The following is a 25,087-nucleotide window of genomic DNA, read 5'->3' on the forward strand; positions in this document are numbered from 1 at the left end:
CGTTCGACTCTTTCCTCCATTTTACCTGAAAAGTTTCAAATCCGCATTCCCCGGCGTCAATCCGCCCAGAAATCCGTCGATAATCGTCTTTTCCGGCACGACGTTGGCGATTTTCCCGCGTTTCATGACATAGACGAGGTGGTACTGTTCTTTCATAAACAGCCGCAGAATGGAGGAAAGCGGACGATTGTCCGAGATGACAATGGGCCGCGACAGCTTGCCCTCGTCAATACGGCGCATGCCGGATTCGCTTCTATGTACGAGGAATCGTAAAAACACGAATGGCACGTTCCTCCAGTACGTCCAATTGGATGCAAACAGAAACACGCCGACCGCAAGCAGGTTTAATTGCAGCAATCCGCCCCGAAGCAGCGGCACGAGCGATGCCAAGACGATGGACGCGCTGAACAACAGGCTCGACTTCACGCTCCATAGAAGCGCCTTGTGAAACGGTACGCGAAGGCTTAGCAATGCTTGCGCGATTTTTCCGCCATCCAAGGGAAGAACGGGCATGAAATTAAAAAGGCCGATCAGCGCGTTCGTTTGCACGAATTCGTCCGACCATGCCCGATCAACCCAACCTACAGCCCCGAGCGCGTAGGCGATGCCAGCGAGCAGTGCATTCTGCGCCGGACCGGCCAGCGAGACGATGATCTCCTCTTTGACAGGCAGCGAACCCGCTTCCTCGACTTCAAGAACTCCGCCGAAAGGCAGCAGCTTCACTTCCTTAATTCTCCACCCATATCGAAGGGCTGCGGCCATGTGGCCGAGCTCATGCAATAGTACGATTGAGAACAGCGTAAGCAGCTCCGCAAATCGTCCCGTGACGATCGAAGCTAACATGACAAGCATAAACAACGGATGAAGACGAAACGCGATTCCCCGCCACTTAACCAAAGTTGACCACTTCCGCCGGGTCAAGCGACTTGCCGTTCTGCTGAACGGCGAAATAAAGCGCCCTGTCCGCAAGTTTGCCGCCGGATGCACCGAGCGTGCCGAGCTTCTGCCCCCTGTCCACCCAATCGTTCGTTTTCACAGAAGTCTCAGCCAAGTTGCCGTACACCGTAACGATATGGTTTTCATGCTGCACGATCACTGTAATACCGCCGCTTTTGTTCATGCTCACTTGTTGAACGCGTCCTGTATAAACGGACAACACGCTGCTCCCGGCAGGTGCGGACACTTTCACGCCGGTTCCGTTCTGAGCGAACGTCTGCAGCACTTTGCCCGTTACCGGCGCAACCGTGTCGCTCGCATTAAAAAGCGCCGCTACTTCTTTCGTATCCGGCTCGTCCCGATTAAACGGGAAAAACGTTGGAGAACCGCCGAACGTCGAGCCGTACCACGCTTCTATCGCTTGAAAGTCCATATCCTGCGTTACAGAAGAAACCAGCCACTCTTTCGCATCCGCGCTGCCTGGCAATTCCCATTTGAACCAGCTCCAGGCGCCCCCGAACGCGAGAATCGCCACCGCGAGTTGGATCGCGAAACCTCTTTTCAGCTTATGCCAGCCAGAACCGATGGAGCCGCTGCTATGTACCGAAGGAGCGTTCGATGTCGGCGGAAGCCCTCGGATGCCTTGCCAGCCATCCGCTCGACCGGCTTGCAGCTGCTTCTCCCGCTCTTTCCACCACCGCTCCGGATCATTCATATCGACTTCGCGCTCCCCTGCTGGCGCGCCTTCTTCAATCATTCGAGTCGTGCGTTCCCGAATGCTATCGTGAACCGTCATCGCAAGCCCTCCTTGTCCGCCTGTCGCTCTTAACAATTTATGGCGTACAAGCAGGGAATAGACCTCCGGCCGTCTCGGTACCCATGGAAGTCCGTTGAATTCACGAAACCACAAAATAAACCCAGGCCATATGACCTGGGTTTATTCCTATTCATCCATTTCGAACTTCTCCTGATGCGATTTGATACTGAATATGATGCCGATACACATCATGTTCAGCAACAACGACGTTCCCCCGTAACTGATAAAAGGCAACGTAATGCCTGTAACCGGCATCATGCCGATCATCATCCCAACGTTCTGGAAGATCTGGAACACCATCATCGAGGCGATGCCGATAATAATATACGACCCGCGCCTGTCGAAACATTGGTAGGCAATCAGAATCATTCGGTAAATAAACAAGAAGTAGAGCAACAGCAGCAGCGCCGCTCCCTGAAAACCGAATTCTTCGCCGACGACAACGAAGATCGAATCCGAGTACGTATACGGAATGAAGTTGCGCTTCTTGGACTCGCCTTGCATGTAGCCGTCGCCGGTCAATCCGCCCGAACCGATGGCGATCTGCGCATATTCGGACTGGCGCCGATCGTCCGCGGATGCTTCGCTTGGGTGAATATACGTGTTTATCCGACCATACCAGTGCGACTTGTTGTGCTCTTTTAAATACTGCTCAATCTCTTTGTTGTACGTATTAAACAACGAGACGAACAGCATCAGACCGCCAACGACAACGGTAACTCCGATCAAAACATAGCTGTACCGGATGTTGCCGATCCAAAGCATGCCGAGCACGATAAAAATATAAATCATCGCGTTCCCGAGATCTGGTTGAACCATGACAACAACAAACGGAATAAGCGTCAACGCAGATACGAACATGACGTCCGAACGCATGCGAAGAGGGTCTCCTAGCCGTCTGCCGATCACCGCAGTAACTGCAATGATTAGGAAAATCTTCATCACTTCCGCCGGCTGAAACGACAACCCTCCCGGCAGTTGAAACCAGCCGCTAGCGCCATTGACTTTCGGCGTGAACAAGACAAGACCGCATAAGATAAGACCGATCGCATACCAGACATACCATATTTTCATAATAAGCCGATAATCGATCAGCGTCATAAACAAGACAACGCAGAAGCCGAGCGCATAAAATACGACAGTCGATTTGTCCAGCCCCGTGAATTTCGGGTTGTTCAACGTCGCGCTCCGGACCAGAAGGGTACTGATGCCCATAAACAAACAAAGAATGGCGAGCATCATCCAGTCCATTTTCTTCCATCGGTTCAACAAACTCCGATCATCCCATTCCCAGAAGCTTCTTAACCTTGCTAAACACGCCCGATTTCTGTTCGATCTGCGTGAGCGGCACGGTCTCTCCTAATATACGCCGCGCGATGTTGCGATAGGCGAGCGCGGCGCGCGAATCCGCGTTCATGACAGTCGGCTCTCCGGAGTTCGCCGCTTTGATGACAAGTTCGTCATCCGGAACGATGCCGAGCAGATCGATGGCGAGTACTTGGCAAATATCTTCAACTTCGAGCATGTCCCCGCTTCTGACCAAGTTCGGACGAATCCGGTTAATGATCAGCTTGGGCGAAGGAAAATTACTCTTCTCGAGTAAACCGATGACTCTATCCGCGTCGCGCACGGCCGCATTCTCCGGCGTCGTAACAACGATGGCCTGAGATGCTCCTGCTATCGCATTGCGGAACCCTTGCTCGATGCCTGCGGGACAGTCGATAATAATATAATCGAAATCCGGCTTCAGGCTTTCGATAATCTGACGCACCTGTTCCGGCGAAATGTCGTTTTTGTCTTTCGTTTGCGCGGCGGGGAGCATGTACAGTTCATCGAAGCGCTTATCTTTGATCAGCGCTTGATTAACCCGGCACCGCCCTTCAGCAACGTCAATAAGGTCATAAACGATCCGGTTTTCCAAACCCATGACGACGTCCAGATTGCGCAATCCGATGTCCGTGTCGACCATGCATACTTTTTTTCCGAGCATCGCAAGCGCCGTGCCCAGATTCGCGGACGTCGTCGTCTTGCCGACGCCGCCTTTCCCCGAAGTAACTACGATCGCTTCTCCCATGATCTACACTCCTTTGAACTGCATAACTTCCTTGCGATGCCGGCTCAAGCTCGACATTTTGTCAATGGCCATCGTTCCTTCTCGCAAAAATGCATACTCCATCCACGGCTCCGCGCTCGTCCATTCGTCTGGCGGGCGGCTGATCACATCCGCGATGCGAAGCTGCGTCGGTCTCATGAGCGAAGCTGCGATAATCGCATCGGCGTTGCCTTCCGCCCCGGCATGTACCGTCCCTCTAAGGGCGCCGATGATGTAAACGTCGCCGGTGCAACGGATCGTGCCACCCGGATTTACGTCGCCTAGTAGCAGCAAATGACCGTCGACTTCCACTGTCTGTCCCGAACGAACGATTGTCGACATCGATTGGAGCATCAGAGTCTTTATGACATTCGGGTCGTCCGCGGGAGGGTCGCTCTCTATCGATTGAATGATCAAGTTGCCTTGCTTTCGGAAGATTTCCCGAATGTTTTCCTTATCTTCTTCTATTAGCTGCCTGGAACCCAGCTTAATGAAAATATGAATGATCGGTCCCGTGAACTGCTGCTCATGCTTGGCCAGCTTATCATTCAGCTCTTCCAGCATCGCAGCGAATTCGCATTGATCGTCCAATAGAAATACGAGTCCGTCCTTCGTTCCTTTGATCGTTACGTACGATTTGCCGGCCAATTGTTCCGCTCCTCTCTACGGGTAATGAAATTCTGCCTAAGAGAGCCGAATTCCTGCCTTCCGCGCCAAACGAAGCTAATCTTGCTTGTCTTCGGAAGAAGACAGATCCGGTTTGACCAGGAAACGACGAACCGGAACATAGAACAGGAGAGCAATCAACAGCTGCAAGATGGCCGTCGGAGCGATCTGCCAATAAAATACATAGGAGAACCGCAAGCTCGTTAGACTGAACAGCTTATAAATGCTATACGAGATGGAATCCAGCAGCACTCCGCCGACCAGGGCGACCGGAACGAAAAATCCGATCGTAAAGCTTTTGCGTTCCGCAAGCAGTCCGGCCAAATAACCGATTAACGCCATGCCGAAACCGTACGGCCCGATCAAGTGTCCGTAGGATAGCGTATCCTGGAGCAATCCAAATCCAAGGCCGAACAGGAACGCGGCATGTCGGCTGGCAAAACCGGCAACGAACAGCGTCATGATGAACCCAAGGTGCGGGAGCAGCCTTTCGCTCCACGACGGCGGCACGATCCAGGGCACTATCGCATTCTCAAGCACTAGCAGCACGAGCGTAATCAGAATAAGCCCGTTCATTCTCACTTTCACGGCTCATCCACCCCGGCTTGAGGCACAAAGATAACGAACACTTCTCTCAGATGATCGAATTTCGCTGCCGGCTCGATAATCGCCGTGTACGTCAATCCGAAGTCGCCCACTTGGCTGCTTTTGACGGTACCGATCATTATCCCTTTAGGGAATAAGCTGCCAAGGCCGGAAGTGATAACTTTGTCTCCGTCAGCAGGTTTATCTTTCTCGCCGATCTTGGTCATTTGCAATAGGCCGTTCTCATCATCGTATTCTATAATGCCGAAAGAATCGGGTTTGCCGAGGAATGTCGCCGATACAGGCGTCCCTTTCGAAGAGTTCGGATCTAGATCGGTGATCAGCGTCACAGTGGAAGTAAACGTTTTGACTTTGCTGACGAGTCCGACAAGGCCGTCGACGGTACGAACCGCCATATCCGGCTGAATGCCGTCTTTGGAGCCGAGGTTGATCGTGATCGTTTTCTCGTACGGATTGGATGTACTGCCGACCACTTGCGCGATCACGTAACGATAATCGTCCATTTTTTTCTGCTGCTCCGTAAAATGAAGCTCGTCTTCCAGCCGATTGTTCTTCGCTTCAAGCTGGTTGAACTTGATCTGATCTTGCGTGTACTGAGCAACCGTTCGTCTGAGCTGTTCGTTCTCCTTGTACACGTCGGAAAGTCGGCCGAGGTCGCGGAAGAAATCCGCGACCGCACCGACCGGCTGATAGAGCACCCCTTGCGTGGCGCCGAAAGCGTCGTTAATGAATTTCTCCGGCCAGGTCAATCGTTTCCGGCCTAATGTGAACCCCATAAGGGCGATGAACAGGATCAGCCCGATCATCATAATGAACAAGCGCTTGTTGCGCATGAATCGAAATATTTCGCCCACCTGCTTTCCCCAACCAGTCTAACACCTTTATCGGCTGGACCGGGAAGCGCCGCCTTTGGATTTGAACAAATGGATGTTCTCCAACGCTCGCCCCGTGCCGATCGCCACGCAGTCAAGCGGATTCTCGGCGACGAGAACGGGCATGCCGGTTTCGCGGCTTAACATCTTGTCCAGGTTGCGAAGAAGCGCGCCGCCGCCGGTCAGCACGATGCCTCTGTCCATAATGTCGGCGGACAGCTCCGGCGGACATTTCTCCAACGTCACCTTGACAGCGTCGATAATAGAGTTGACCGTGTCGGACAACGCTTCCGTTATCTCGTCGGACGTAATTGCGAGCGTCTTCGGCAAGCCGGTCACGAGATCGCGGCCGCGAATCTCGATCGACTCCACTTTGTCGAGAGGCATTGCCGATCCAATTTCCATCTTAAGCTGCTCCGATGTTCTCTCGCCGATCATCAAATTGTACAGGCGTTTAATATAGGCGATGATCGAATCGTCCATCTCGTCTCCCGCGATGCGGATCGAACGGCTCGTAACGATACCCCCAAGGGAGATAACCGCCACTTCCGTCGTGCCGCCGCCGATGTCGACTACCATGCTGCCTGTCGGTTCCCATACAGGCAGATCGGCGCCTATTGCCGCTGCGAAAGGTTCCTCGATAATGTAAGCCTCACGTGCACCCGCTTGCTTGGTCGCGTCTTCGACTGCGCGTTTCTCGACGGCTGTGATGCCGGACGGCACGCACACCATGACGTTAGGATGGCGCTGGAACATCGCGCGCGGCTTCTGCGCGTTGCGAATGAAGTATTTGATCATCGTCGCCGTCGTCTCGAAGTCGGCGATAACCCCGTCCTTCATCGGCCGGATAGCCACGATGTTACCCGGCGTACGACCGATCATTTTTTTGGCGTCGGAGCCTACCGCTTCGATTTTTTTTGTATCGGTACGCAGAGCGACCACGGACGGCTCCCTGACGACGATTCCTTTGCCTTTCATGTATACGAGCGTGTTCGCTGTTCCGAGATCGATACCGAGATCCCTTGTAAATCCTCCAACCATGCTGTTACCTCCTGCTATGACCGCGACCGTTATGTAGCGCCTCTGGGGAGCGTCAGTCGTCGGGACAATCTTATTTATTATATTACAAGCAGCCTAGCTCCTTCAAACTGATAAAGCGATTGTCACCGATTACCAAATGATCGAGCAGCTCGATGCCGAGCAGTTTTCCGGCTTCGCCGAGACGTCTCGTCAATTGAATGTCTTCCGGGCTGGGCGTCGGGTCGCCGCTCGGATGATTGTGCGCGCATACGATAGACGCGCTGCTTCTTCGAATCGCCGCTTTGAACACTTCGCGAGGGTGAACGATCGACGCGTTTAAGCTGCCGATCGACAGCGTTTGTCTGCCGATCACTTGGTTTTTCGTATCGAGGAACAAGCAGACAAAATGTTCTTCCCGGTGATGGCGGAGCTCTTCCATCAGCAAGTCGGCAGCATCTTGCGGGCACGTGATTTTCGCCGCCTCCGGCAGCCTCGATCTGGCAGCCCTTCTCCCTAGTTCCAGCGACGCTTGAAGCTGCAGCGCCTTCGCCGGGCCTATGCCGTGAATGTGGGTCAACTCCTCCCACTTGCACTCGGCCAATCTACGCAAACCTCCAACGTCATTTAAGATGCGCTGCGCCAGATGGAGTGCCGATTCCTTGGACGAGCCTGTTCGAAGCAGAATTGCGAGCAGTTCGGCATGACTAAGCGACTCCGCGCCATTCTTCTGCATTCTCTCCCGTGGTCGTTCCTCTGCAGGAAACTCCCTTAATCTTAACGAACGTTGCTGCATGTTTGTTCAACCTGCCTTCGTCATGCCGCGTCGGCCGCGGATTTGGCTTCGTCGTTCAAGCTTTCAAGGAATTGTAATGCCAAAAAGCTCCAATTGAACCGCAAGCTGCGATACTGGCAACCCGACGACGTTAAAATAGCAACCTTCGATCGACTCGACAAGCAGCGATCCGATCTCTTGAATCCCGTACGCCCCTGCTTTGTCCATTGGCTCGCCGGTCGCTATGTATCTCGCGATTTGGTCGTCCGACAGCTTGCGCATCGTTACTTTCGTCACGCGATGGGCCGTGCTCGTCTTGCCATCTGAGACCCGGATGCATGTTACGCCGGTATACACTTCGTGCGTTCGGCCGGCTAACGCGCCAAGCATTCTGAAAGCATCCTGCTCATCACTAGGTTTTCCCATCGCTTCGCCGTTCAACACGACGATTGTATCGCTCCCTACAACGATCGCATCTGCGTCCACTGCGACATCGAGTTCGTCCTTGACGGCTTCTGCTTTACGAAGGGACAATTGCTCCACGATCATGGCCGGCGACCAGTCTGCAGGCGTTTCTTCCCCTACGAGGCTCGGCTTGACGACGACCGGTAGACCAAGAAGAGCGATCAGTTCCTGCCTGCGGGGAGAAGAGGAAGCGAGTACGAGATGAGGCTGCTTTGTTATCGAACTAGGCATCGAACTAGGTTTGGACATGAAATCTTCCTTTCGAAAATTACATTTTGCGGTATAACCAAATGCCTACGCCAGCTCCGATGACGCTGAGCAACGTAAAGTTCACTTTGAGCGTCAGACTATACTTAATGACGGCCAAATCCGCCGCCGGAGACCAGTCGATCGTAATCGCGCGGGTCAGGAACGACAGTCCCTGAACGTCCCGGAGCCCGTTCGCGACAAGTGCGCCGGCCAGCAGCCCGAGAAATACAAACAACAGCAGAATCCAACCGTTTTTCTTCATCGATCTACGTCTCCCACCATTTTTTGACACCCGTCTATTCATTATACGTCCATCGGACAAGCCGTACAACGAATAAAACAAAGACAGCCCCAATGAATCAGGCTGTCCCGTTCGGAAGTCCCTATTCTGTTGCCGTCAATGCGGCCCGAACCCGATGGTCGGCAAGAAGCGCCTTCATCGCTTGGGCCTGAACGCTCCATAAACGAGCGCGAGAAGGCTCTCGAGCGTAATCGGACAATGTCAGCGAAGCGGCGTTCAGCGCCTGTGCAATCGCCTTGGCTTCAGCAACCAGCCCGTCTCCGAATTTGTCCGCCGCAGACGAGGTTTGGCGCCACAATCGCTCGGCTTCCGCCAAAGACTCAGCCGTGTCCTGATCCGGCTTGCCGGCGTCCTCGGCCATCAGCGCATCCTGTGTGAATGTGATCAGCCGGAGCGTGAACACGGCGCTGGCATTCAAATAGGCTGCGCCGGACGAAGGAAGATTGTTTGCCGGTACGTCGATCTCTTGCGATCCGAACGGCTTCACGTATAGTTCCGCCCCCGTCAAACGGGCCGCCAGCCGCTTCGCGTCGTCCTGCGACGAGGCTACTCCCGCGAACACGCGATAACCGTCGCTCGCATCGGTTGCGTACACATAACCTTTCTCTTTCAATTGTTTGACCGCTTCCTGCATGCTTTCTTTGCTCTGAAACTTGCCGAATTGTAACAAATACGCCGGACTAGCGGCGAGTTTCACTTTTCCATCCACCTTCGCGCTTCCTTCTGGACCGGAGACTGTTGCCTTTGGCTCGTCAGAGCGAACATCCGGGGATGAAGGGGAAACCGGGTATTTGCTGAACGTCTCCGCTGACTGCAAGGGGAGAGGTTCATTCGTTCCGGAGGCGGGAATGTCACCCGACGATTTCCCCGGAAACAACGGTTCGCCAGTAAACAGACCAAGCACCAAATATCCAAACAATGCTCCTGTGACGATTGCCGCCGCAACCGATACAAATACACGTCCCCAGGAAGGCCCACCGCTGGAAGGAAGTCGCTCCAAGTCAATCTCATCTCCGTAGCCGGATGCCTGCTCTTCCCGCATTTTCGCATACCAGCTTGAGCTCTCGTACGCAGAAACGCTGGTACCGGCAATCGTGTCGGTCAAAGATTTTGTCCGGAGGGCTTCCGAGGCTTCGATCTCCGAGAGGTCGATTGCCGGTTCCAGACTGGCGACGGTAGAGGCAACCTTCTTCGTTTTCCCTGTGCCCATGGCAGTCGGTTTCCGAAAAAGCGAAGCGGAGTCGATCGGTTGTTGAGGCCGTTCCGTCATACGGATCATCTCTTCCAATGCGCGAATATCGTCTTGATAGGGGCTGTCCCATGCGACGAACGGGCGAACCGGATTTTCGCTGCCATCTTCTGTATGACCGGTCCCGGCAGCATCCTGCGAATCTTCCGCCCAATCGCCCGAGAGCGGACCCGGTGTATTTACGCCATTTCGGACATCCATAGTAATCTCCGTGAATCTTTCTATTCTATCTCCGCTCGCCGCCACATCGTATAAATCGGCTCCTTCGTCCGAAGCCGAAGGCGCTCGCGTCTGTCTAACCGGCTGCTCGATCGCTTTCAGCTTCGGCTTCGGCGGCTCGAATCGGAACGTCATTTTCGTTTTTGGTTGCTGCATGCCGTGCCACCCCTTGTCCCTTAATCTACTAATTAGATTATGAGAGAGCAGGAATAAATATGTTCGGTACAGGCGCGCAACAACGCACAAAAAAACCGCCGGTGCGCCCGGCGGTTCCGAATAAACATCTTAATCCCGCTCCCGAAGGATGCGCGACAGCTCGACGGCCGTTTTCCAAATGTCGCCCGCTCCCATGGTGAGCACGAGATCACCCGGAGCGATTTTGTCCGCGAGCAGATCTCTGACTTCTTCTTTCGTCGGCACATAGGCGACGTTCGGGTTGCTGTTCTGAGCAATCAACTCCACCAGCTTGCGCGAATTGATGCCTTCGATTCTTTGTTCGCCTGCCGGAGAGTAGATGTCCGTAATGATGACTTCGTCGGCGTCGGCGAACGCGCGGCTGAACGCGTCCAGCAAGAAATACGTCCGCGTATAGCGCTGCGGCTGGAACACCGCGATAATGCGCTTGCCCGTCGCTTTCGCTGCCTGGATCGTCGCCTGGATTTCTGTCGGATGATGCGCGTAGTCGTCGACGACCAGCATGTCCTTCACTTCGCCAAGCACTTGGAACCTGCGTTTGGCGCCGCGGAACTCGCGGATCGCTTCCGCGATTGCGGCGAAAGGCACGCCCGCCTCCAGGCATACAATAACAGTAGCGAGCGCGTTATACACATTATGTCTACCCGGTACGGAAAGCGTGACGGAGCCAAGCGACTCTCCTCCGCGATAAACGGCGAATGTCGCGCAGCGATCGCCAAGTTCGATGTCCGTCGCGCGATACTCCGCATCCGCGGAATCGACGCCAAACGTGACTAAACGCCTACCTTGAACTTGGGGAATCAGCTCCCGGACGTTGTCGTCGTCTACGCATACGACGGCACAGCCATCCGCTTTTGTATTGCCTAGGAAAGACACGTAAGCTTGTTTCAGCTTCCCGAAGTCTCCGTCGTAGTTTTCCAAATGATCGGCTTCGATGTTCGTGACGACGCCGATCGCCGCTTCGTACTGAAGGAAGGAGCCGTCGCTCTCGTCCGCTTCCGCTACGACATAATTTCCTTTGCCAGCTTTAGCGTTCGTGCCTACATTTACGATTTCTCCGCCGATAATATACGTCGGATCTAGCCCACACGATTCCATCACGAGCGCAATCATCGAAGATGTCGTCGTTTTGCCATGAGCGCCCGCAACCGCGATTCCGTTCCTTGCGTTCAGCAGACGGGCGAGCATCTGCGCCCGGTGCAATATTGGAATATTGAGCTGTTCCGCTTCCTGACGTTCGACGTTGTCTTTTGACAGCGCAGTCGAATAGACGACGAGATCGGCCCCCCGGACATGCTCCGGTTCATGACCGATATAGATTTGAGCTCCTTTGGCGGCCAGCTTGTCGGTTAATTCCTGGCCTACCACGTCGGAACCGGATACTTGGTAACCCATCTCCAGCATAACGCGGGCGATGGCGCTCATACCATAGCCTCCGATACCGATAAAATGCACATGCTCAGCGGTTCGCAACGACGCTTCACCAGCCTTTTTCTGAATTCTTCCCCTCGAGCAACCAAGACCGAACATCGGCGATCAAATACAAAGTTCCGGTAACGACCGTTAACGTTCGCACGGCGTCCGGCGAGCTTCCGGATAGCGCCGTCAGCCTCTCCAGCGCCTTGCGCCAGTCCGGCTCCACGATGACATCGAGCGGTCTGCCGATCTCCGTGCGGAGCGATTCCGCGACGTCGGCCAGATCGACGGCGTTCATCTTTTTATGAAAATCGGGTTCCGTCACCACAAGCGTATCCACCATTGGTAGTATATGCCGCAATGTCATCTCATGATTCTTATTCGGCATCATCGCCATCATAACGTTAAGCCGGTCGAAACGATAAACTTCCCGCAAAGCGCGGGTCAACGCTTCCATGCCTTCCGGATTATGGGCTCCGTCGATCAGCACGCTCGGCTGACCGGATATCATCTCCAGCCTGCCAGGCCATGCCGTCAGCCGGAGACCTTCACTCAAATCTTCGTCGTCAACGATTAGCGCGTAATATTGCCGCAGCACTTCGAGCACCATGACAGCCGTTGCCGCATTCTCGACCTGGTGCGCTCCATTCAGGGAGATCGTTAACGATTGTACCTTACGAAACGGCCCTTGGAAAATAAACGTTTGCTCATTTTCCTTAGAAGAAGTCGTTTCGTACGTAAATTCGTTGCCAAGGCCGTATACGGTCGCCTTCTTCGCTTTCGCCGTTTCTCTGACAATATCTAGCGACTCGGACGGCTTCACGGCCGTCACGACGGGAACGCCGGATTTAATAATTCCTGCCTTCTCCCGCGCGACATCCGCAAGCGTCGGACCAAGAATGTCCAAATGATCGTGCCCGACATTCGTGATGACACTGATGACAGGCGCAACGATGTTCGTCACGTCGAGCCTGCCGCCAAGTCCAGTCTCCCAGACGACATAGTCGGGGAAAGCGACCGTACCGTAATAAAGCAATGCCAGCACAGTCGTAACCTCGAATACGGTCGGGGAACCGAGATCGCTGAGCGCCATCCGGTCGACAGCCGGCTTGATCCGATTCGCCAAGGCGATAAGCGTATCTTCGGGTATATCCTGACCGTTATATTGCATCCGGTTAGAGAACGACGTCAAGTACGGTGAAGTAAACGTACCTACATCGTAACGTGCCTGACGCAGGACGCTGGTTAAATAGGCGCACACGGAGCCTTTGCCGTTCGTTCCCGCGACGTGGATGAATTTCAGCCGCCGCTGTGGATTGCCGAACTGCTCCATCAACATATTAATCCGATCCAGGCCGGGTCTGATACCGACCGGAATCAAACTGAGAATCCACGCCAGCGCTTCGTCTGCCGAGCGAAACTCGGCATTATCATTTGCCTGTGCCTGCGTCATGATTGCAGCTCCGAGATGCGCGCGAGCACTTTATCTCTCTTGTCGCGGTAATCCGTGCCCTTTGCCCGCTCTTGTTCGACCACGTGCGCCGGCGCTTTAGCAATGTAGCCCTCATTGGATAGCTTCTTCTCGACGCGTTCGACTTCGGCGTTCAAGCTCGCAAGCTCTTTCTCAAGACGGGCGATTTCTTGACCAATGTCGATCAGTCCGGCAAGCGGGAAAAACAGTTCCGCGCCCGTGACGATTGCCGACATCGCTTTGTCCGGAGGCGTAAGCTGGCGGTCGAGCGTATACGACGACGTATTGCAGAACCGCTGAATATATATTTCGTTCCGAGCGAAAATCGCTTCTTCGACTTCGCCTGTCGGCTTCAGCATCAGTTCGACTTTTTTGCCTGGGGACACGTTCACTTCGGCGCGAATGTTGCGGACTGCACGGATCGCCTCCATCAGAAGCTCCATTTCCTTCAGCGACTGAGCCGCCTCGAAGTCTGTGCGGTATTCCGGCCACGCAGCCAGCATAATCGTCTCGCCCGGCTCGTGCGGCAAGTGCTGCCAAATCTCCTCGGACAAATAAGGCATGAACGGATGGAGCAGGCGCAACGTACGATCGAGTACGTATGCGAGCACCGATTGCGTGCTTTTTTTGGCGATCGGATCGCTGCCGTATAGCGTCAGCTTCGAAAATTCGATATACCAGTCGCACAGATCGTCCCAGATGAAGTTGTACAGCAATCGGCCGGTTTCTCCGAACTCGTACGATTCCATCAACCGCGTAATGTCACGTGCCGTCTCATTGAAACGGTGCAAAATCCAGCGGTCGGCCGTCGACAAATCTCCGGTCAGATCGATTTCATCATAAGTGAAGCCTTCCAGGTTCATCAGAGAGAATCGGGAAGCATTCCAAATTTTGTTCGCAAAGTTGCGCGCCTGCTCGACTTTCTCGAAGCGGAAGCGCAAATCTTGCCCCGGCGTGCTGCCGGTCGAGATCATGAAACGCATCGCGTCGGCGCCATACTGGGCAATAACGTCAAGAGGATCGACGCCGTTGCCGAGCGATTTGGACATTTTGCGGCCTTCTGCGTCGCGGACGAGTCCGTGGATAAGTACATCCTTAAACGGAATCGTATCCGTAAATTCGAGCGCCGTAAAAATCATCCGGGCAACCCAGAAGTAAATAATATCGTAACCCGTGACGAGCACCGCGGTCGGATAATAGCGTTTGAAGTCTTCGCTGTTGTCCGGCCAGCCGAGCGTCGAAAACGGCCATAAAGCGGAACTGAACCACGTGTCAAGCACATCGTTGTCTTGTTTCCAAGGGGAATCCGGCGCGTCGGCACCTTCGGGCCCTTCCATGCCCACATAGATTTCTCCGGTCGTCTCGTGGTGCCACGCCGGAATGCGGTGGCCCCACCAAAGCTGGCGGGAAATACACCAGTCGCGCACGTTCTCGATCCAGTTCAAATAAATTTTCTCGAAACGGTCCGGCACGAAGTTAACGCCTTGGCTCGATTTCTGCGATTCGATCGCTCTGGCAGCCAGCGGTTTCATGTCGACGAACCATTGCGTGGACAAATACGGTTCGACAACGGCGCCGGAGCGCTCGCTGTGGCCGACTTGATGAACGTGTTCCTCGATTTTGATGCAAATGCCTTGCTCTTGCATATCTTTCACGATCGCCTTGCGGCAATCGGCTCGATCCATGCCTTCGTACGGGCCGGCGAAGCCGTTCATACGACCGCCTTCGTCCATCACCGTAATCTGCGGGAGATTGTGGCGCGCGCCGACTTCAAAGTCGTTCGGGTCGTGCGCCGGCGTAATTTTCACCGCTCCGCTGCCGAAGTCCTTCTCGACGTATTCGTCAGCGATTATCGGAATTTCGCGGTTAACGATCGGCAGCATAATCATTTTGCCGATGATCGCTTTGTACCGCTCATCTTCAGGATGAACGGCGACGGCCGTATCGCCGAGCATCGTTTCCGGGCGCGTCGTTGCCACCGTAATATGCCCGGAACCATCCGCAAGCGGATAACGCAAGTGATACAGATTGCCGTTTACTTCTTTATATTCGACTTCGATGTCGGACAGCGCCGTGCGCGCTGCCGGATCCCAGTTGATAATTCGTTTCCCGCGGTAGATCAAGCCTTTGTTATACAAACGCACGAAAACTTCGCGAACCGCTTTGGATAAGCCTTCGTCCAGCGTGAAACGCTCTCGGGAATAGTCAAGGCTTAGGCCCATTTTCGCCCATTGGTCGCGTATCGTATTGGCGTAATGCTCTTTCCACTCCCATACTTTCTCCAGGAATGCTTCACGCCCGAGATCGTAACGGCTCTTGCCTTCTTCGCGCAGCTTCTGCTCGACTTTCGTCTGCGTCGCGATGCCCGCATGGTCCGTGCCCGGCAGCCATAGCGCGTCGAAGCCTTGCATGCGCTTAAAGCGAATCATAATATCTTGCAATGTGAAATCGAGAGCATGGCCGATATGCAGCATGCCCGTCACGTTCGGCGGAGGAATGACAATCGTGTATTTCGGCGCGTCCGGACGGCGTCCCGCCTGAAAATACCCTTCCTTCAGCCATATTTCATACCATTTGCGCTCCGCGCTCGTCGGATCATAAGTCGTAGGCATTTCGGTCGCTTGCTTCTGCTCTAATTCTGACATGTGTGACACAACCTCCAAGAGACACAGTTTCGGGCTCTGAAACCTAAAAAACACAAAAACCTCCCGTCGCAAAGGACGAAAGGTTATCTTCCGTGGTACCACCTTCGTTCCGCCCGGCCTCTGCAGGCATGACGGCACTCTGTGCAAAATAACGGTTGCTACCGTTCCGGACTCACGCGCGCCGAAGCGCGGGGTCGTGCGGAAAACTCCAGGGCGACTCGCAGTCAGTCTGTTCCCGCGAAACCTTCCAGCGCCGACGTTCGGCAGTTTCGCTCTCTGTGGGTCGACACGTTTGCTCTTCCCTATCCTTGTCATTGCTAACTATTTTACCTTTCGCCCGTGAGAGAGTCAATATGGCCACATGCCCAGAAGCGAATAGACCCGTCCCCCGCCGGAGCGGAAGAACGGGTCCAAGAAGAAACGAATCGTTACATTGCAGTTCATCTTGCGGCTTTACGGAATGTACAACACTTGACCTTCGGACAAATATGGCTCGTGAAGCCGGTTATGCAGCTGCAGTTCCCTTGCTTGCACATTATAACGGCTGGCGATCGCATCGAGTGTATCTTCCTTCTGGACGATGCACATACGCACCTTACGGAACGATTGGGCTTGCGAACCTGCGTTCAGAAAAAGCCGCGTCCATTCCACTTCGTCGCCGGACGTCTGTGGATTGTTTTTGGCGGCAAGCGCTTGTTCCTCCGCAATCGCGGCTTCCTGCTCCCGCTGCTCGGCTTCCCGCTTCGCGCCCTTATCGCCCAATTGCGACAGCAGGCCAACGCCCGACTGCGCCTGTTGTGCTTGAAGTGCATAAGTATCGAACGACTTGCCTCCGAGTCCCACTCGCAATTCGGCTTTCTCTTCTGCCGGCGCGACAGACTCAACGATGCGCGGCGGCTCTTGCTGCCTGACTTCCGCCTCGGACAATAGCCGTTCCGCCGTCACGTCTCCGAAAGACGATTGCTGCGACTGTTCCAATTGCGGCTCGGCAGCCACATCCTCCCACTGCAATGCCTCCGGCTGTCGAGTTTCCTCTAAATGTTGGAACATCGACAGCCAGCCGTTTTCTCCGGACGGATCCGGGGCGATCGCTTGGTCGACTTCCGCTTGCAATCCCCAGTCATCTTCGCGGCCCTGCTCGGACAATTCGTGCTCTCCCGCCAATGCGGATATGGGCGCAGCCGCGTTTTCATCAAGCTCATTTTCCCGCCATTGACTCGCTTCTTCGGAATCAGCCTGGTGGACAACGGTGAAGCTGTCGTCCCTCCACACCGGACTGTGCGCAGCTTGCACTTGCAGCCCTCTCAAGGCGAGCACTCCCGTCACGTTAAGGGAACGATTCGATACGAGATCGATGTCGAAGTTATCGATCTCCACAGCCAGTTCCTCCACGCTTTGTACCCTGTCTAGCGGCAACGAAATTTCCACCGGGATCCAGTGTTCCAGTTGGGAAACCCCATCTGCTTCCTGCGCCTTGTACACGCCGGACAAAAGCAAATGACCCTTCAACAGCACCTGATCGTCTTCCGACAGCGCCCTCATATGCGGAACCAGCTCGATCTCTTCCAGTTCGGCGATCGCTGCAGCGTCGTCAGACAACTGGACCCGCTCGTAAATATCGAAACGAAGCCCGTTTCTCTCATCCGTCACGATGAAGTCCTCCTTTCGGCATAAGCGCCCGCTCCGGCCGCGAAGCCGGTCCGGGACATACGATTCACTAATTATCTATATGCCGGGGATGGGCGGGCATGCCTGAAATAGAAACAACCCTACTTCCGTTGGCGGCTGAAAAAAGCAAAAACCCCAAGCCATTAACAGCCTGGGGACTTGCTTTGTCCGGATTACAATTTCGCTAGAGCGAAGCGGTGGGCCTCAATCGTCGCATCGATATCGTCTTCGCTGTGAGCGGTCGAGACGAACCAGCCTTCGAACGGCGACGGCGCAATGTTAACGCCGTTGTCGAGCAGTCGACGGAAAACGGTGCGGAACCGCTCCGTGTTCGCCGTTTTCGCCATATCGTAGTTGATGACGTACTTGTCCGTGAAGAACGGACACACCATCGAGCCGACGCGGTTGATCGTCATCGGGATTCCCGCTTCCGCCGCGTTGCGTTCCAACCCGACTTGCAGACGGGCGGACAGTCGCTCCAGCAACTTGTAAGAGTCTTCCGTCATCAGTTTTAACGTCGTATATCCTGCCGCCATCGCAAGCGGGTTGCCGGACAAAGTGCCCGCCTGATAAATCGGGCCGACCGGCGCCATCTGTTCCATGATTTCCCGCTTGCCGCCGTACGCGCCGACAGGCAGGCCGCCTCCGATCACTTTACCCAGACACGTCAAATCCGGGGTAATGCCGTACAACCCTTGCGCGCAATTCAAGTGGACGCGAAAACCGGTCATCACTTCGTCGAAAATAAGCAAGCTGCCATATTTCGTCGTCAGCTCCCGAAGGCCGCTTAGAAATCCAGGCAACGGCGGAACGACGCCCATATTGCCAGCGATCGGTTCGACGATAACGGCCGCGATGTCTTCGCCGTAACGCTCGAATGCCACCTTGGCGGACTCGAGATCATTGTACGGGACGGTGAGGGTGTGAGAGGCGACGCTTTCCGGTACGCCGGGGCTGTCCGGCAGCCCAAGCGTAGCGACGCCGGATCCCGCCTTGATAAGCAAGCTATCCGCATGACCATGATACGAGCCTTCGAACTTCAATATTTTGCTCCGCTTTGTGTAACCCCGTGCAAGGCGCAAAGCGCTCATCGTCGCTTCGGTGCCCGAGTTAACCATGCGCACGACGTCTACGGACGGCACACGCTCGCATACGAGCTCTGCCATCATCGTCTCCAACTCGGTCGGTGCGCCAAAGCTCGTTCCTTTTTCCGCAGTCCGTTTGATCGCCTCGACGACTTCCGGATGCGCGTGGCCCGCAATGAGAGGCCCCCAGCTGAGCACGTAATCTATATACGTCTGCCCGTCGATGTCCGTAATGCGACTGCCGGTCGCCCGATCGATCACAAGAGGAGAGACGCCGACCGATTTGAAAGCTCGTACGGGGCTGTTAACACCGCCGGGAATGACACGTTTCGCCGCCTCGAATGCCGCCTTGGAGCGCGTATCGACGCGCGTTCGCTGATTTTCGCTCATATTCGCCACTTCCTACTATCAGAATTTGAAAAGGCTATGGTACACTGAATGGGATTAACATCCAACAGATAATCCGCCTATGGAACAGGCTTTGCGGGAGTGAACGCGATGATCGAGTGGCTGAAGAAGGTGTCGCTCTTCGACAACCTTAACGACGAACAATTGGAACACATTTTACGGATATCCCACAGAAGGAGTTTGCCCGGGGGCACGATCCTTTTTCATGAGAAAGAACTGGGTACGACGTTCTACGTGGTGCTAAGCGGCTCAATCAAGCTGTTCACAAAAAGCGGCGCCGGCGAAGAGAAAGTGCTTTCCCTTGTCAACGGAGGCGAAAGCTTCGGCGAGCTGTCCCTGCTTGACGGCAGACCCCGTTCGGCTTCCGCCCAGACGCTTGAGGCTACAACAGTGCTGGAACTGACAAGCGAGCACTTTATGACCTTGATGCAGCAACACTTCGACATTACGCGCGGAATTTTGGCCGAACTTTGCCGAAGGCTTCGCGCCACCAACGAACACGTGAACGATTTGACCTTCCTCGACGGCAGGACACGCGTGTTAAAAAGCATCATCACACTCGCCAACAAAAACGGCAAACGGGACGCCCATCTAATCTCCATCCCGATGTCGCTGAATTACGATGAACTCGCTCAAATGGCCGGCGTCGCCAAAACCGTGTTGTCGGACGTCATCCGGGAGCTTGAGCAGCGCGGCGTCCTGCTGTTCGGAATTAACGAGTACAAGCTCAACTTACAGAAGCTCCGGAGCTAAACGTTCGAGCGCGCATCCAGGCGCGCTCTTCTTCATTAGCCGCTCACGTTATTCTGCCCGCAGCCAACGAGCGACATCTTTCGCATGGTACGTAATGATCAGGTCCGCGCCTGCTCGCTTCATGCCCGTCAACGTCTCCAGCACGATCGCCTTCTCGTCGATCCAGCCTTGAAGGGCGGCCGCTTTCACCATGCTGTACTCCGCGCTTACGTTATAGATCGCAATCGGAAGCTCGTAACGATCGCGAAGCATCCGGACGATGTCCAGGTAAGCGAGTCCCGGCTTCACCATCAGGAAATCCGCTCCTTCCGCCACGTCGGATTCGGCCTCTCTCAGCGCCTCGCGTACGTTGGCCGGATCCATCTGGTACGTCTTACGGTCGCCGAACTGAGGCGTCGAATGCGCCGCTTCGCGGAAAGGACCGTAATAAGCGGACGAGTATTTGACCGAGTACGACATGATCGGCGTATTCTCGAATCCTGCAGCGTCGAGTGCTCCGCGGATGGCGGTTACGAAACCATCCATCATGTTGGAAGGCGCGATGATGTCGGCTCCCGCTCTCGCCTGGGAGACAGCCGTTCTCGCCAGCAACTCGAGCGAATCGTCGTTGCCAATGATCGCTCCGTTCTCCGTTTTGTGAACGACGCCGCAATGACCATGATCGGTATACTGACACAGGCAAGTATCCGCAATGACGACAAGATTAGGATGCAACTCTTTCATGCGGCGAATCGCACGTTGCGTAATACCCATTTCTTCAAATGCGGATGTGCCGACGGCGTCTTTACTGTCCGGAACGCCGAACACGAGCACCGCCTTGATGCCTAGCGCAACCGTCTCCGCAAGTTCCTTCTCGAGCGTATCCAACGACCAGTGATACACCCCCGGCATCGAAGCAATCTCTTCCTTGACGCCTTCGCCTTCCGTTACGAAAATCGGATAAATCAGGTCGTTCACGCCGAGAATCGTTTCCTTCACCAAATCGCGCATAGCCGCGCTGCTTCTTAATCTGCGATGTCGTACTGTCGGAAATGCCATTTTGTTATTCCCCTTTCGCTTGACGACGCCCAGCAACGAGCGCCTCTACCAATCCATCTATCGTATATTCATCGGGCATGATCGTCACCGTCAGCCCGTGCTCTTCGGCTGTTCTCGCGGTCACTGGGCCAATGCAAGCGATGTCGACGCCGTTCAGCGCCCGAATAGGATCCTCCATGCCAAGTTCCTTCAGCGCCCGAATCAGATTTACGACCGTGGAAGAACTCGTGAACGTAACGACGTGAATCTCGCCGCCAGCCAACATCTCCGGCAACCACGGATCGCTAGGCACGCACATCGACGTCTCGTATACGTCGATTTCGACCGTTCGCACGCCCTTCGCTCTCAGCTCCGCAGACAAAGTCTCCCGAGCGAGATCGCCTCTTGGCAGTAGCGCGGTTTGCCCCGGCGCGATGAGACCCTCCAGGCTGTCCAGCAGCCCTTCCGCACGGAAGCTCTCCGGCAGCAGATCGGCCCGGACGCCGCGTGCCGCCAGCGCCGCAGCCGTCTTCGGACCGACAGCCGCGAACTTCGCACGCGCGAATTTCCGGATGTCGACGCCGCACCGATCGAGCCAGCGGTAGAAATAATCGACACCGTTAACACTTGTCAACATTACCCAATCATATATTTCCGCTTGAGCGAATGCGGATTCGATTCTCGCGATCTCCCCGGCCGAAGTCGGCAACCGCGTCTCGATCACGGGGAACTCGTACGGCTCCCCTCCTAGCTCGTCTATTCTTTCGACAAGTTCGCTCGCCTGGGCGCGCGCGCGCGTCACGAGCACGCGCCGCCCAAAGAGCGGCTTGCGCTCGACCCATGCGAGCGTCTCGCGTTGTCGAACGACTTCGCCGACGACGATGACCGCCGGAGGTTTGAGGCCGGCTTCCGCCACGATTCCAACGATCGTTCCTAGCGTCCCTGTTACCGCCCGCTGCTCTGCCCTCGTTCCCCATTGAACGAGCGCGACCGGCGTATCCGCGGATCTGCCGTATTTGATCAATTGTTCGCTAATATAATCGAGTTTGGCCACACCCATCAAGAAAACGAGCGTACCCGTCGCGTTCGTCACTTTGTCCCAGTAGATCGAATGATCGAGCTTGTCCGGGCTTTCGTGGCCGGTAATGACGGAGAAAGATGACGCAAGCTCCCGATGGGTAACCGGTATGCCCGCATAGGCCGGAACGGCGATTGCGGATGTAATCCCCGGTATGATCTCGTACTCGACGCCGTTCTCACGCAGCAATCCGGCTTCCTCGCCGACTCTGCCGAATACGGTCGGGTCCCCGCCCTTCAGCCGAACGACATCCTTCCCTTGCAGAGCCAGCTTGACAAGCAGTCGATTAATCTCTTCCTGCTTCATCGTGTGACGGTCAGGCAGCTTGCCGACATAGATTCTCTCGGCATCGGACCGAACGTGATTCAGCAGTTGCGGACCGGCAAGGCGGTCGTATACGACTGCATCTGCCCGCTTAAGCGCTTCAAGGCCGCGTACCGTAATCAGTTTCGGATCTCCCGGTCCCGCGCCGACCAAATACACTTTCCCCTTGTTCATCCGGCTACTCCCTCGCTTCCGCCAGCAATTCGTCCGCGCCGCGGCTTAGCAGCGCACGCGCGACTACAGTACCGACGTTCGACGGGTCGTCGCCTTCCGCCTTTTCCTTCAACACACGCGTACCGTCCGGAGAGGCAACCATGCCGACCAGCCGAACATCATCAGCGTTCGACGTCTCAGCGAAGGCGCCGATCGGCACTTGGCAGCCACCGTTCAGCAAACCGAGAAGCCGTCGCTCGGCAGCCACGTTGCGCGACGTCCGTTCATCGTTCAATCTCGCCAGCACGTCAAGCAAATCCTTGTCGTCTCCACGGCATTCGATCGCCAGCGCACCTTGGCCCACGGCCGGCAAGACGATATCCGGAGACAAGTATTCGGTGATTCGATCTTTCCACCCCATACGGTGCAAACCGGCCGCCGCAAGGAATATCGCATCGAAGCCTTCATCTTCGAGCTTACGCAAGCGAGTATCGATATTACCGCGAATCGACTCGATGCGCAAATCCGGCCGGTAAGCTTTCAATTGCGCAGCTCTGCGCAAGCTGCTCGTACCGACGAGCGCACCGGTCGGCAACTCATCGAGCTTGCGGCCGCCTTTGCCGACAAGGCAATCTCTCGGATCTTCGCGCTCAGGTACGGCGCCGATCATCAGACCTTCTGGCAATTCAAACGGCATATCCTTCATGCTGTGAATCGCCATATCGATTTCCCCGCTCAGAAGCGCCTCTTCGATTTCTTTGACGAAGAGCCCTTTACCGCCCACTTTCGACAACGTCACGTCGAGAATGCGGTCCCCCCGCGTAATGATCGGCTTCACCTCGAACGAATAATCGAGCTTCTCCGCGGCGCATATCCGTCTCAAAGATTCGATCGTCTGGTTCGTTTGCGTAAGCGCGAGCATACTTTGTCTGGACCCAACGACAATATTGCGCATTTATATGATCCCCTTCCTGCAATCGGCGTTAGTTGTGCTTTTCCTATTCCGTCTCTGCGTTGTGCCCGTTTGCGATCTGCCGCAAAATTTCCAACAATTGTGGCAAACCCATCTCTCCGTTATGCTTCCGCCAGATCGCAATCGCTTCATCGCCAGACGCCGCGCGCAACAGCTTACGCCGTTCCGTAGCATCTATTACTTGCGTCTTCACGAACTGGCGGATCTCCTTTAAAGTGTCGACGAGACTAGCATAGTCCGGTCCGTAACTAGTCGCCAATTCTCTCGCTATGCGGGAGGCGAACGCCGGTCCCGCCCCGGAGGCGCTAGCCGCCAAGATGAGCTCGCCGCGCCTTACCGTAGCCGGAACGAGGAAATCGCCCGCCTCCCCGTCGTCCGCAACGTTAACGGGAATGCCTCGTTCACGCGCAGCGTCCGCGATCGCCCGGTTTACGTCCGGATCGTCCGTCGCCGCGAACACAAGCGTCGCCCCTTCGACATCGGTGCCTGCCGCTTGTCGCACCAGCCAGCGCAAACGACCGGTCGCCGCCCATTCCGACAATCTCGGTGTCGCGGCAGGGCTGACGATCGTAACGGAAGCGCCTGCATCCAGCAGCCCTTCCGTCTTTCGTTCGGCTACTTCCCCTCCGCCCACAACAAGACACGGTCGCCCGTCCATTCTCAGTAACAGAGGATACCATTGCGCCATTACGATCGCCCCCCCTTTCGAGTGGTTTTTCAAAAAGTCCGGTTTTGATCGCGAAAATAGTGCACTGTAGTTACGTTTAGTGTAACTAATAGCCTCTCGAAGTCGCGAACGCCCTCTATACCATTTGGTGAAAGGAAGAATCCGAATTCACGAAGAAACCAATCACAAGAAAGCTGTAGCCGAGCAAGTTCCAACCCGCGAGCTTCGAGCCGTCGTCCTTGCCTGCCAATCGGCGAACCAAGTAGACGGCATAAGCGATGCCGGCTGCGAACGACAACAATACTTTACCGTCCAGCAAATCCGCGATCGTACCTTCCGTCAATAACGCGGCCGTCCCTGTCGAAAGCGAGAGCAGAAGCAGCGGAACGCCGATTAAACCAGCCCGGTACGCATATTGATCAATCCATTCCAGGCTCGGCATCCGGTGCATGACGTGAGTCCATTTCTTTTTCTTTAATCTGGTATGAAGAAATAAATACATCAGTCCAAGAACCGCCGTCACTGTCAAAATCGCGAAAGCAAGTGTAATGAATCCGACATGAACGATTAGCAGCCGCCTCGCCACTTCCCAAGGCTGAAGCGATACGTTGTGCTGCGGACGTGCGATGAGATTAAGAGCGAGCACCGCGAAACCGACGACGTTAACGAGTAGGACGAGCAGTTCCGCTCGCATCAGTCTATTGAGTATAAAAGAGACCGACACAAGCAACCAAGAGACAAAAAACAAATAGTCTTTGATGGTGAGCTGCGGAACGGAAAAGCGATCGAACAACAACGCCATTAGGAAACCGCCCTGCAGTATCCACACAAAAACAAGCAGCCCTGTTCCGACCCTTTTCGCACTCCGATTGCCGGAGGCGGCGTCGGAAACGAAAAAGAGCAAGCTCAGGGCGTATATATAAAGAACCGCGTCGGTTAACCAATCCTGTGTAACCATGGGGGGCAACGC

At 55.1% G+C, this 25,087-nt stretch carries 23 protein-coding genes; 1 reads left to right on the forward strand and 22 read right to left on the reverse strand.

Going from position 1 to position 25,087, the window contains the following annotated elements; translation table 11 throughout:
* Positions 1 to 21: 21 nt before the first annotated feature.
* From ACFPOF_RS04965 to hemL, 17 genes are all read right to left on the reverse strand, one after another.
* Positions 22 to 897: a M50 family metallopeptidase gene (locus tag ACFPOF_RS04965; protein ID WP_378130192.1), complete on the reverse strand. Its 876-nt coding sequence runs from the start codon at positions 895 to 897 to the stop codon at positions 22 to 24.
* Positions 890 to 1,732, reverse strand: a complete 843-nt coding sequence (locus ACFPOF_RS04970; protein WP_378130194.1) for a peptidoglycan DD-metalloendopeptidase family protein — start codon at positions 1,730 to 1,732, stop codon at positions 890 to 892. The genes ACFPOF_RS04965 and ACFPOF_RS04970 overlap by 8 nt, the downstream gene beginning before the upstream one ends.
* Positions 1,733 to 1,879: 147 nt before the next feature.
* Positions 1,880 to 3,025 carry an FtsW/RodA/SpoVE family cell cycle protein gene (locus ACFPOF_RS04975; RefSeq protein WP_378130196.1) on the reverse strand — a complete coding sequence of 382 codons (1,146 nt, stop codon included), beginning with the start codon at positions 3,023 to 3,025 and terminating at the stop codon, positions 1,880 to 1,882.
* Positions 3,026 to 3,032: 7 nt separating this feature from the next.
* Positions 3,033 to 3,827 (reverse strand): septum site-determining protein MinD, encoded by a 795-nt coding sequence (gene minD / locus ACFPOF_RS04980; RefSeq protein WP_378130198.1) that lies wholly within the window; start codon positions 3,825 to 3,827, stop codon positions 3,033 to 3,035.
* A gap of 3 nt (positions 3,828 to 3,830) precedes the next feature.
* Positions 3,831 to 4,493 carry a septum site-determining protein MinC gene (minC, locus tag ACFPOF_RS04985; RefSeq protein WP_378130200.1) on the reverse strand — a complete coding sequence of 221 codons (663 nt, stop codon included), beginning with the start codon at positions 4,491 to 4,493 and terminating at the stop codon, positions 3,831 to 3,833.
* A 75-nt stretch (positions 4,494 to 4,568) separates the two neighbouring features.
* Positions 4,569 to 5,099 carry a rod shape-determining protein MreD gene (gene mreD, locus ACFPOF_RS04990; RefSeq protein ID WP_378130202.1) on the reverse strand — a complete coding sequence of 177 codons (531 nt, stop codon included), beginning with the start codon at positions 5,097 to 5,099 and terminating at the stop codon, positions 4,569 to 4,571.
* Positions 5,096 to 5,971 (reverse strand): rod shape-determining protein MreC, encoded by an 876-nt coding sequence (gene mreC, locus ACFPOF_RS04995; protein WP_378130204.1) that lies wholly within the window; start codon positions 5,969 to 5,971, stop codon positions 5,096 to 5,098. Before mreC ends, mreD begins: the two co-directional genes overlap by 4 nt.
* Positions 5,972 to 5,998: 27 nt before the next feature.
* Positions 5,999 to 7,030 carry a rod shape-determining protein gene (locus tag ACFPOF_RS05000; RefSeq protein WP_378130206.1) on the reverse strand — a complete coding sequence of 344 codons (1,032 nt, stop codon included), beginning with the start codon at positions 7,028 to 7,030 and terminating at the stop codon, positions 5,999 to 6,001.
* 82 nt (positions 7,031 to 7,112) lie between these two features.
* Positions 7,113 to 7,802 carry a RadC family protein gene (gene radC / locus ACFPOF_RS05005; RefSeq protein ID WP_378130208.1) on the reverse strand — a complete coding sequence of 230 codons (690 nt, stop codon included), beginning with the start codon at positions 7,800 to 7,802 and terminating at the stop codon, positions 7,113 to 7,115.
* Between the two features lie 63 nt (positions 7,803 to 7,865).
* Positions 7,866 to 8,495: a Maf family protein gene (locus tag ACFPOF_RS05010; RefSeq protein WP_378130210.1), complete on the reverse strand. Its 630-nt coding sequence runs from the start codon at positions 8,493 to 8,495 to the stop codon at positions 7,866 to 7,868.
* Positions 8,496 to 8,514: 19 nt separating this feature from the next.
* Positions 8,515 to 8,757 (reverse strand): DUF4321 domain-containing protein, encoded by a 243-nt coding sequence (locus ACFPOF_RS05015; RefSeq protein WP_378130212.1) that lies wholly within the window; start codon positions 8,755 to 8,757, stop codon positions 8,515 to 8,517.
* 121 nt (positions 8,758 to 8,878) lie between these two features.
* Positions 8,879 to 10,420, reverse strand: a complete 1,542-nt coding sequence (locus ACFPOF_RS05020) for an SPOR domain-containing protein (protein WP_378130214.1) — start codon at positions 10,418 to 10,420, stop codon at positions 8,879 to 8,881.
* A 129-nt stretch (positions 10,421 to 10,549) separates the two neighbouring features.
* Positions 10,550 to 11,932: a UDP-N-acetylmuramate--L-alanine ligase gene (gene murC, locus ACFPOF_RS05025; RefSeq protein ID WP_378130216.1), complete on the reverse strand. Its 1,383-nt coding sequence runs from the start codon at positions 11,930 to 11,932 to the stop codon at positions 10,550 to 10,552.
* Positions 11,933 to 11,939: 7 nt separating this feature from the next.
* Positions 11,940 to 13,331, reverse strand: coding sequence for a bifunctional folylpolyglutamate synthase/dihydrofolate synthase (locus ACFPOF_RS05030; RefSeq protein ID WP_378130447.1), 1,392 nt, complete (start codon positions 13,329 to 13,331; stop codon positions 11,940 to 11,942).
* Positions 13,325 to 15,991: a valine--tRNA ligase gene (locus ACFPOF_RS05035; RefSeq protein ID WP_378130218.1), complete on the reverse strand. Its 2,667-nt coding sequence runs from the start codon at positions 15,989 to 15,991 to the stop codon at positions 13,325 to 13,327. Before ACFPOF_RS05035 ends, ACFPOF_RS05030 begins: the two co-directional genes overlap by 7 nt.
* Positions 15,992 to 16,444: 453 nt before the next feature.
* Entirely contained in the window at positions 16,445 to 17,641 is a 1,197-nt protein-coding gene (locus tag ACFPOF_RS05040; RefSeq protein ID WP_378130220.1) for a LysM peptidoglycan-binding domain-containing protein, read from the reverse strand.
* Between the two features lie 191 nt (positions 17,642 to 17,832).
* Positions 17,833 to 19,134, reverse strand: a complete 1,302-nt coding sequence (gene hemL / locus ACFPOF_RS05045; RefSeq protein ID WP_378130222.1) for a glutamate-1-semialdehyde 2,1-aminomutase — start codon at positions 19,132 to 19,134, stop codon at positions 17,833 to 17,835.
* Between the two features lie 108 nt (positions 19,135 to 19,242).
* On the opposite strand from hemL, the gene ACFPOF_RS05050 reads away from it, so the two are divergent.
* On the forward strand, positions 19,243 to 19,905 hold the full coding sequence (locus tag ACFPOF_RS05050) for a Crp/Fnr family transcriptional regulator (RefSeq protein WP_378130224.1): 663 nt from the start codon (positions 19,243 to 19,245) through the stop codon (positions 19,903 to 19,905).
* 48 nt (positions 19,906 to 19,953) lie between these two features.
* On the opposite strand, the gene hemB is transcribed toward ACFPOF_RS05050, so the two are convergent.
* From hemB to ccsA, 5 genes are all read right to left on the reverse strand, one after another.
* Positions 19,954 to 20,943, reverse strand: coding sequence for a porphobilinogen synthase (hemB, locus tag ACFPOF_RS05055; RefSeq protein ID WP_378130226.1), 990 nt, complete (start codon positions 20,941 to 20,943; stop codon positions 19,954 to 19,956).
* Positions 20,944 to 20,947: 4 nt separating this feature from the next.
* Positions 20,948 to 22,498, reverse strand: a complete 1,551-nt coding sequence (gene cobA, locus ACFPOF_RS05060; protein ID WP_378130228.1) for a uroporphyrinogen-III C-methyltransferase — start codon at positions 22,496 to 22,498, stop codon at positions 20,948 to 20,950.
* Between the two features lie 4 nt (positions 22,499 to 22,502).
* Positions 22,503 to 23,432 (reverse strand): hydroxymethylbilane synthase, encoded by a 930-nt coding sequence (hemC, locus tag ACFPOF_RS05065; RefSeq protein ID WP_378130230.1) that lies wholly within the window; start codon positions 23,430 to 23,432, stop codon positions 22,503 to 22,505.
* 43 nt (positions 23,433 to 23,475) lie between these two features.
* Positions 23,476 to 24,138, reverse strand: coding sequence for a precorrin-2 dehydrogenase/sirohydrochlorin ferrochelatase family protein (locus ACFPOF_RS05070; protein WP_378130232.1), 663 nt, complete (start codon positions 24,136 to 24,138; stop codon positions 23,476 to 23,478).
* Between the two features lie 115 nt (positions 24,139 to 24,253).
* The gene (gene ccsA, locus ACFPOF_RS05075) at positions 24,254 to 25,075 is read right to left on the reverse strand and encodes a cytochrome c biogenesis protein CcsA (RefSeq protein ID WP_378130234.1); all 822 of its coding nucleotides are present in this window, start codon (positions 25,073 to 25,075) and stop codon (positions 24,254 to 24,256) included.
* Positions 25,076 to 25,087 lie beyond the last annotated feature (12 nt).

The sequence above is a fragment of the Cohnella soli genome, from assembly GCF_042655525.1.
Taxonomy (GTDB): Bacteria; Bacillota; Bacilli; order Paenibacillales; family Paenibacillaceae; genus Cohnella; species Cohnella soli.

What these genes read in the sequence shown, in the direction of transcription:
- ACFPOF_RS04970 (WP_378130194.1), bottom strand. Translation starts at nt 1,732, where the DNA reads ATGACGGTTCACGATAGCATTCGGGAACGCACGACTCGAATGATTGAA.
- minD (WP_378130198.1), bottom strand. Translation starts at nt 3,827, where the DNA reads ATGGGAGAAGCGATCGTAGTTACTTCGGGGAAAGGCGGCGTCGGCAAG.
- ACFPOF_RS05000 (WP_378130206.1), bottom strand. Translation starts at nt 7,030, where the DNA reads ATGGTTGGAGGATTTACAAGGGATCTCGGTATCGATCTCGGAACAGCG.
- radC (WP_378130208.1), bottom strand. Translation starts at nt 7,802, where the DNA reads ATGCAGCAACGTTCGTTAAGATTAAGGGAGTTTCCTGCAGAGGAACGA.
- ACFPOF_RS05010 (WP_378130210.1), bottom strand. Translation starts at nt 8,495, where the DNA reads ATGTCCAAACCTAGTTCGATGCCTAGTTCGATAACAAAGCAGCCTCAT.
- ACFPOF_RS05015 (WP_378130212.1), bottom strand. Translation starts at nt 8,757, where the DNA reads ATGAAGAAAAACGGTTGGATTCTGCTGTTGTTTGTATTTCTCGGGCTG.
- ACFPOF_RS05020 (WP_378130214.1), bottom strand. Translation starts at nt 10,420, where the DNA reads ATGCAGCAACCAAAAACGAAAATGACGTTCCGATTCGAGCCGCCGAAG.
- ACFPOF_RS05035 (WP_378130218.1), bottom strand. Translation starts at nt 15,991, where the DNA reads ATGTCAGAATTAGAGCAGAAGCAAGCGACCGAAATGCCTACGACTTAT.
- hemL (WP_378130222.1), bottom strand. Translation starts at nt 19,134, where the DNA reads ATGAGCGAAAATCAGCGAACGCGCGTCGATACGCGCTCCAAGGCGGCA.
- ACFPOF_RS05050 (WP_378130224.1), top strand. Translation starts at nt 19,243, where the DNA reads ATGATCGAGTGGCTGAAGAAGGTGTCGCTCTTCGACAACCTTAACGAC.
- hemB (WP_378130226.1), bottom strand. Translation starts at nt 20,943, where the DNA reads ATGGCATTTCCGACAGTACGACATCGCAGATTAAGAAGCAGCGCGGCT.
- cobA (WP_378130228.1), bottom strand. Translation starts at nt 22,498, where the DNA reads ATGAACAAGGGGAAAGTGTATTTGGTCGGCGCGGGACCGGGAGATCCG.
- hemC (WP_378130230.1), bottom strand. Translation starts at nt 23,432, where the DNA reads ATGCGCAATATTGTCGTTGGGTCCAGACAAAGTATGCTCGCGCTTACG.
- ACFPOF_RS05070 (WP_378130232.1), bottom strand. Translation starts at nt 24,138, where the DNA reads ATGGCGCAATGGTATCCTCTGTTACTGAGAATGGACGGGCGACCGTGT.
- ccsA (WP_378130234.1), bottom strand. Translation starts at nt 25,075, where the DNA reads ATGGTTACACAGGATTGGTTAACCGACGCGGTTCTTTATATATACGCC.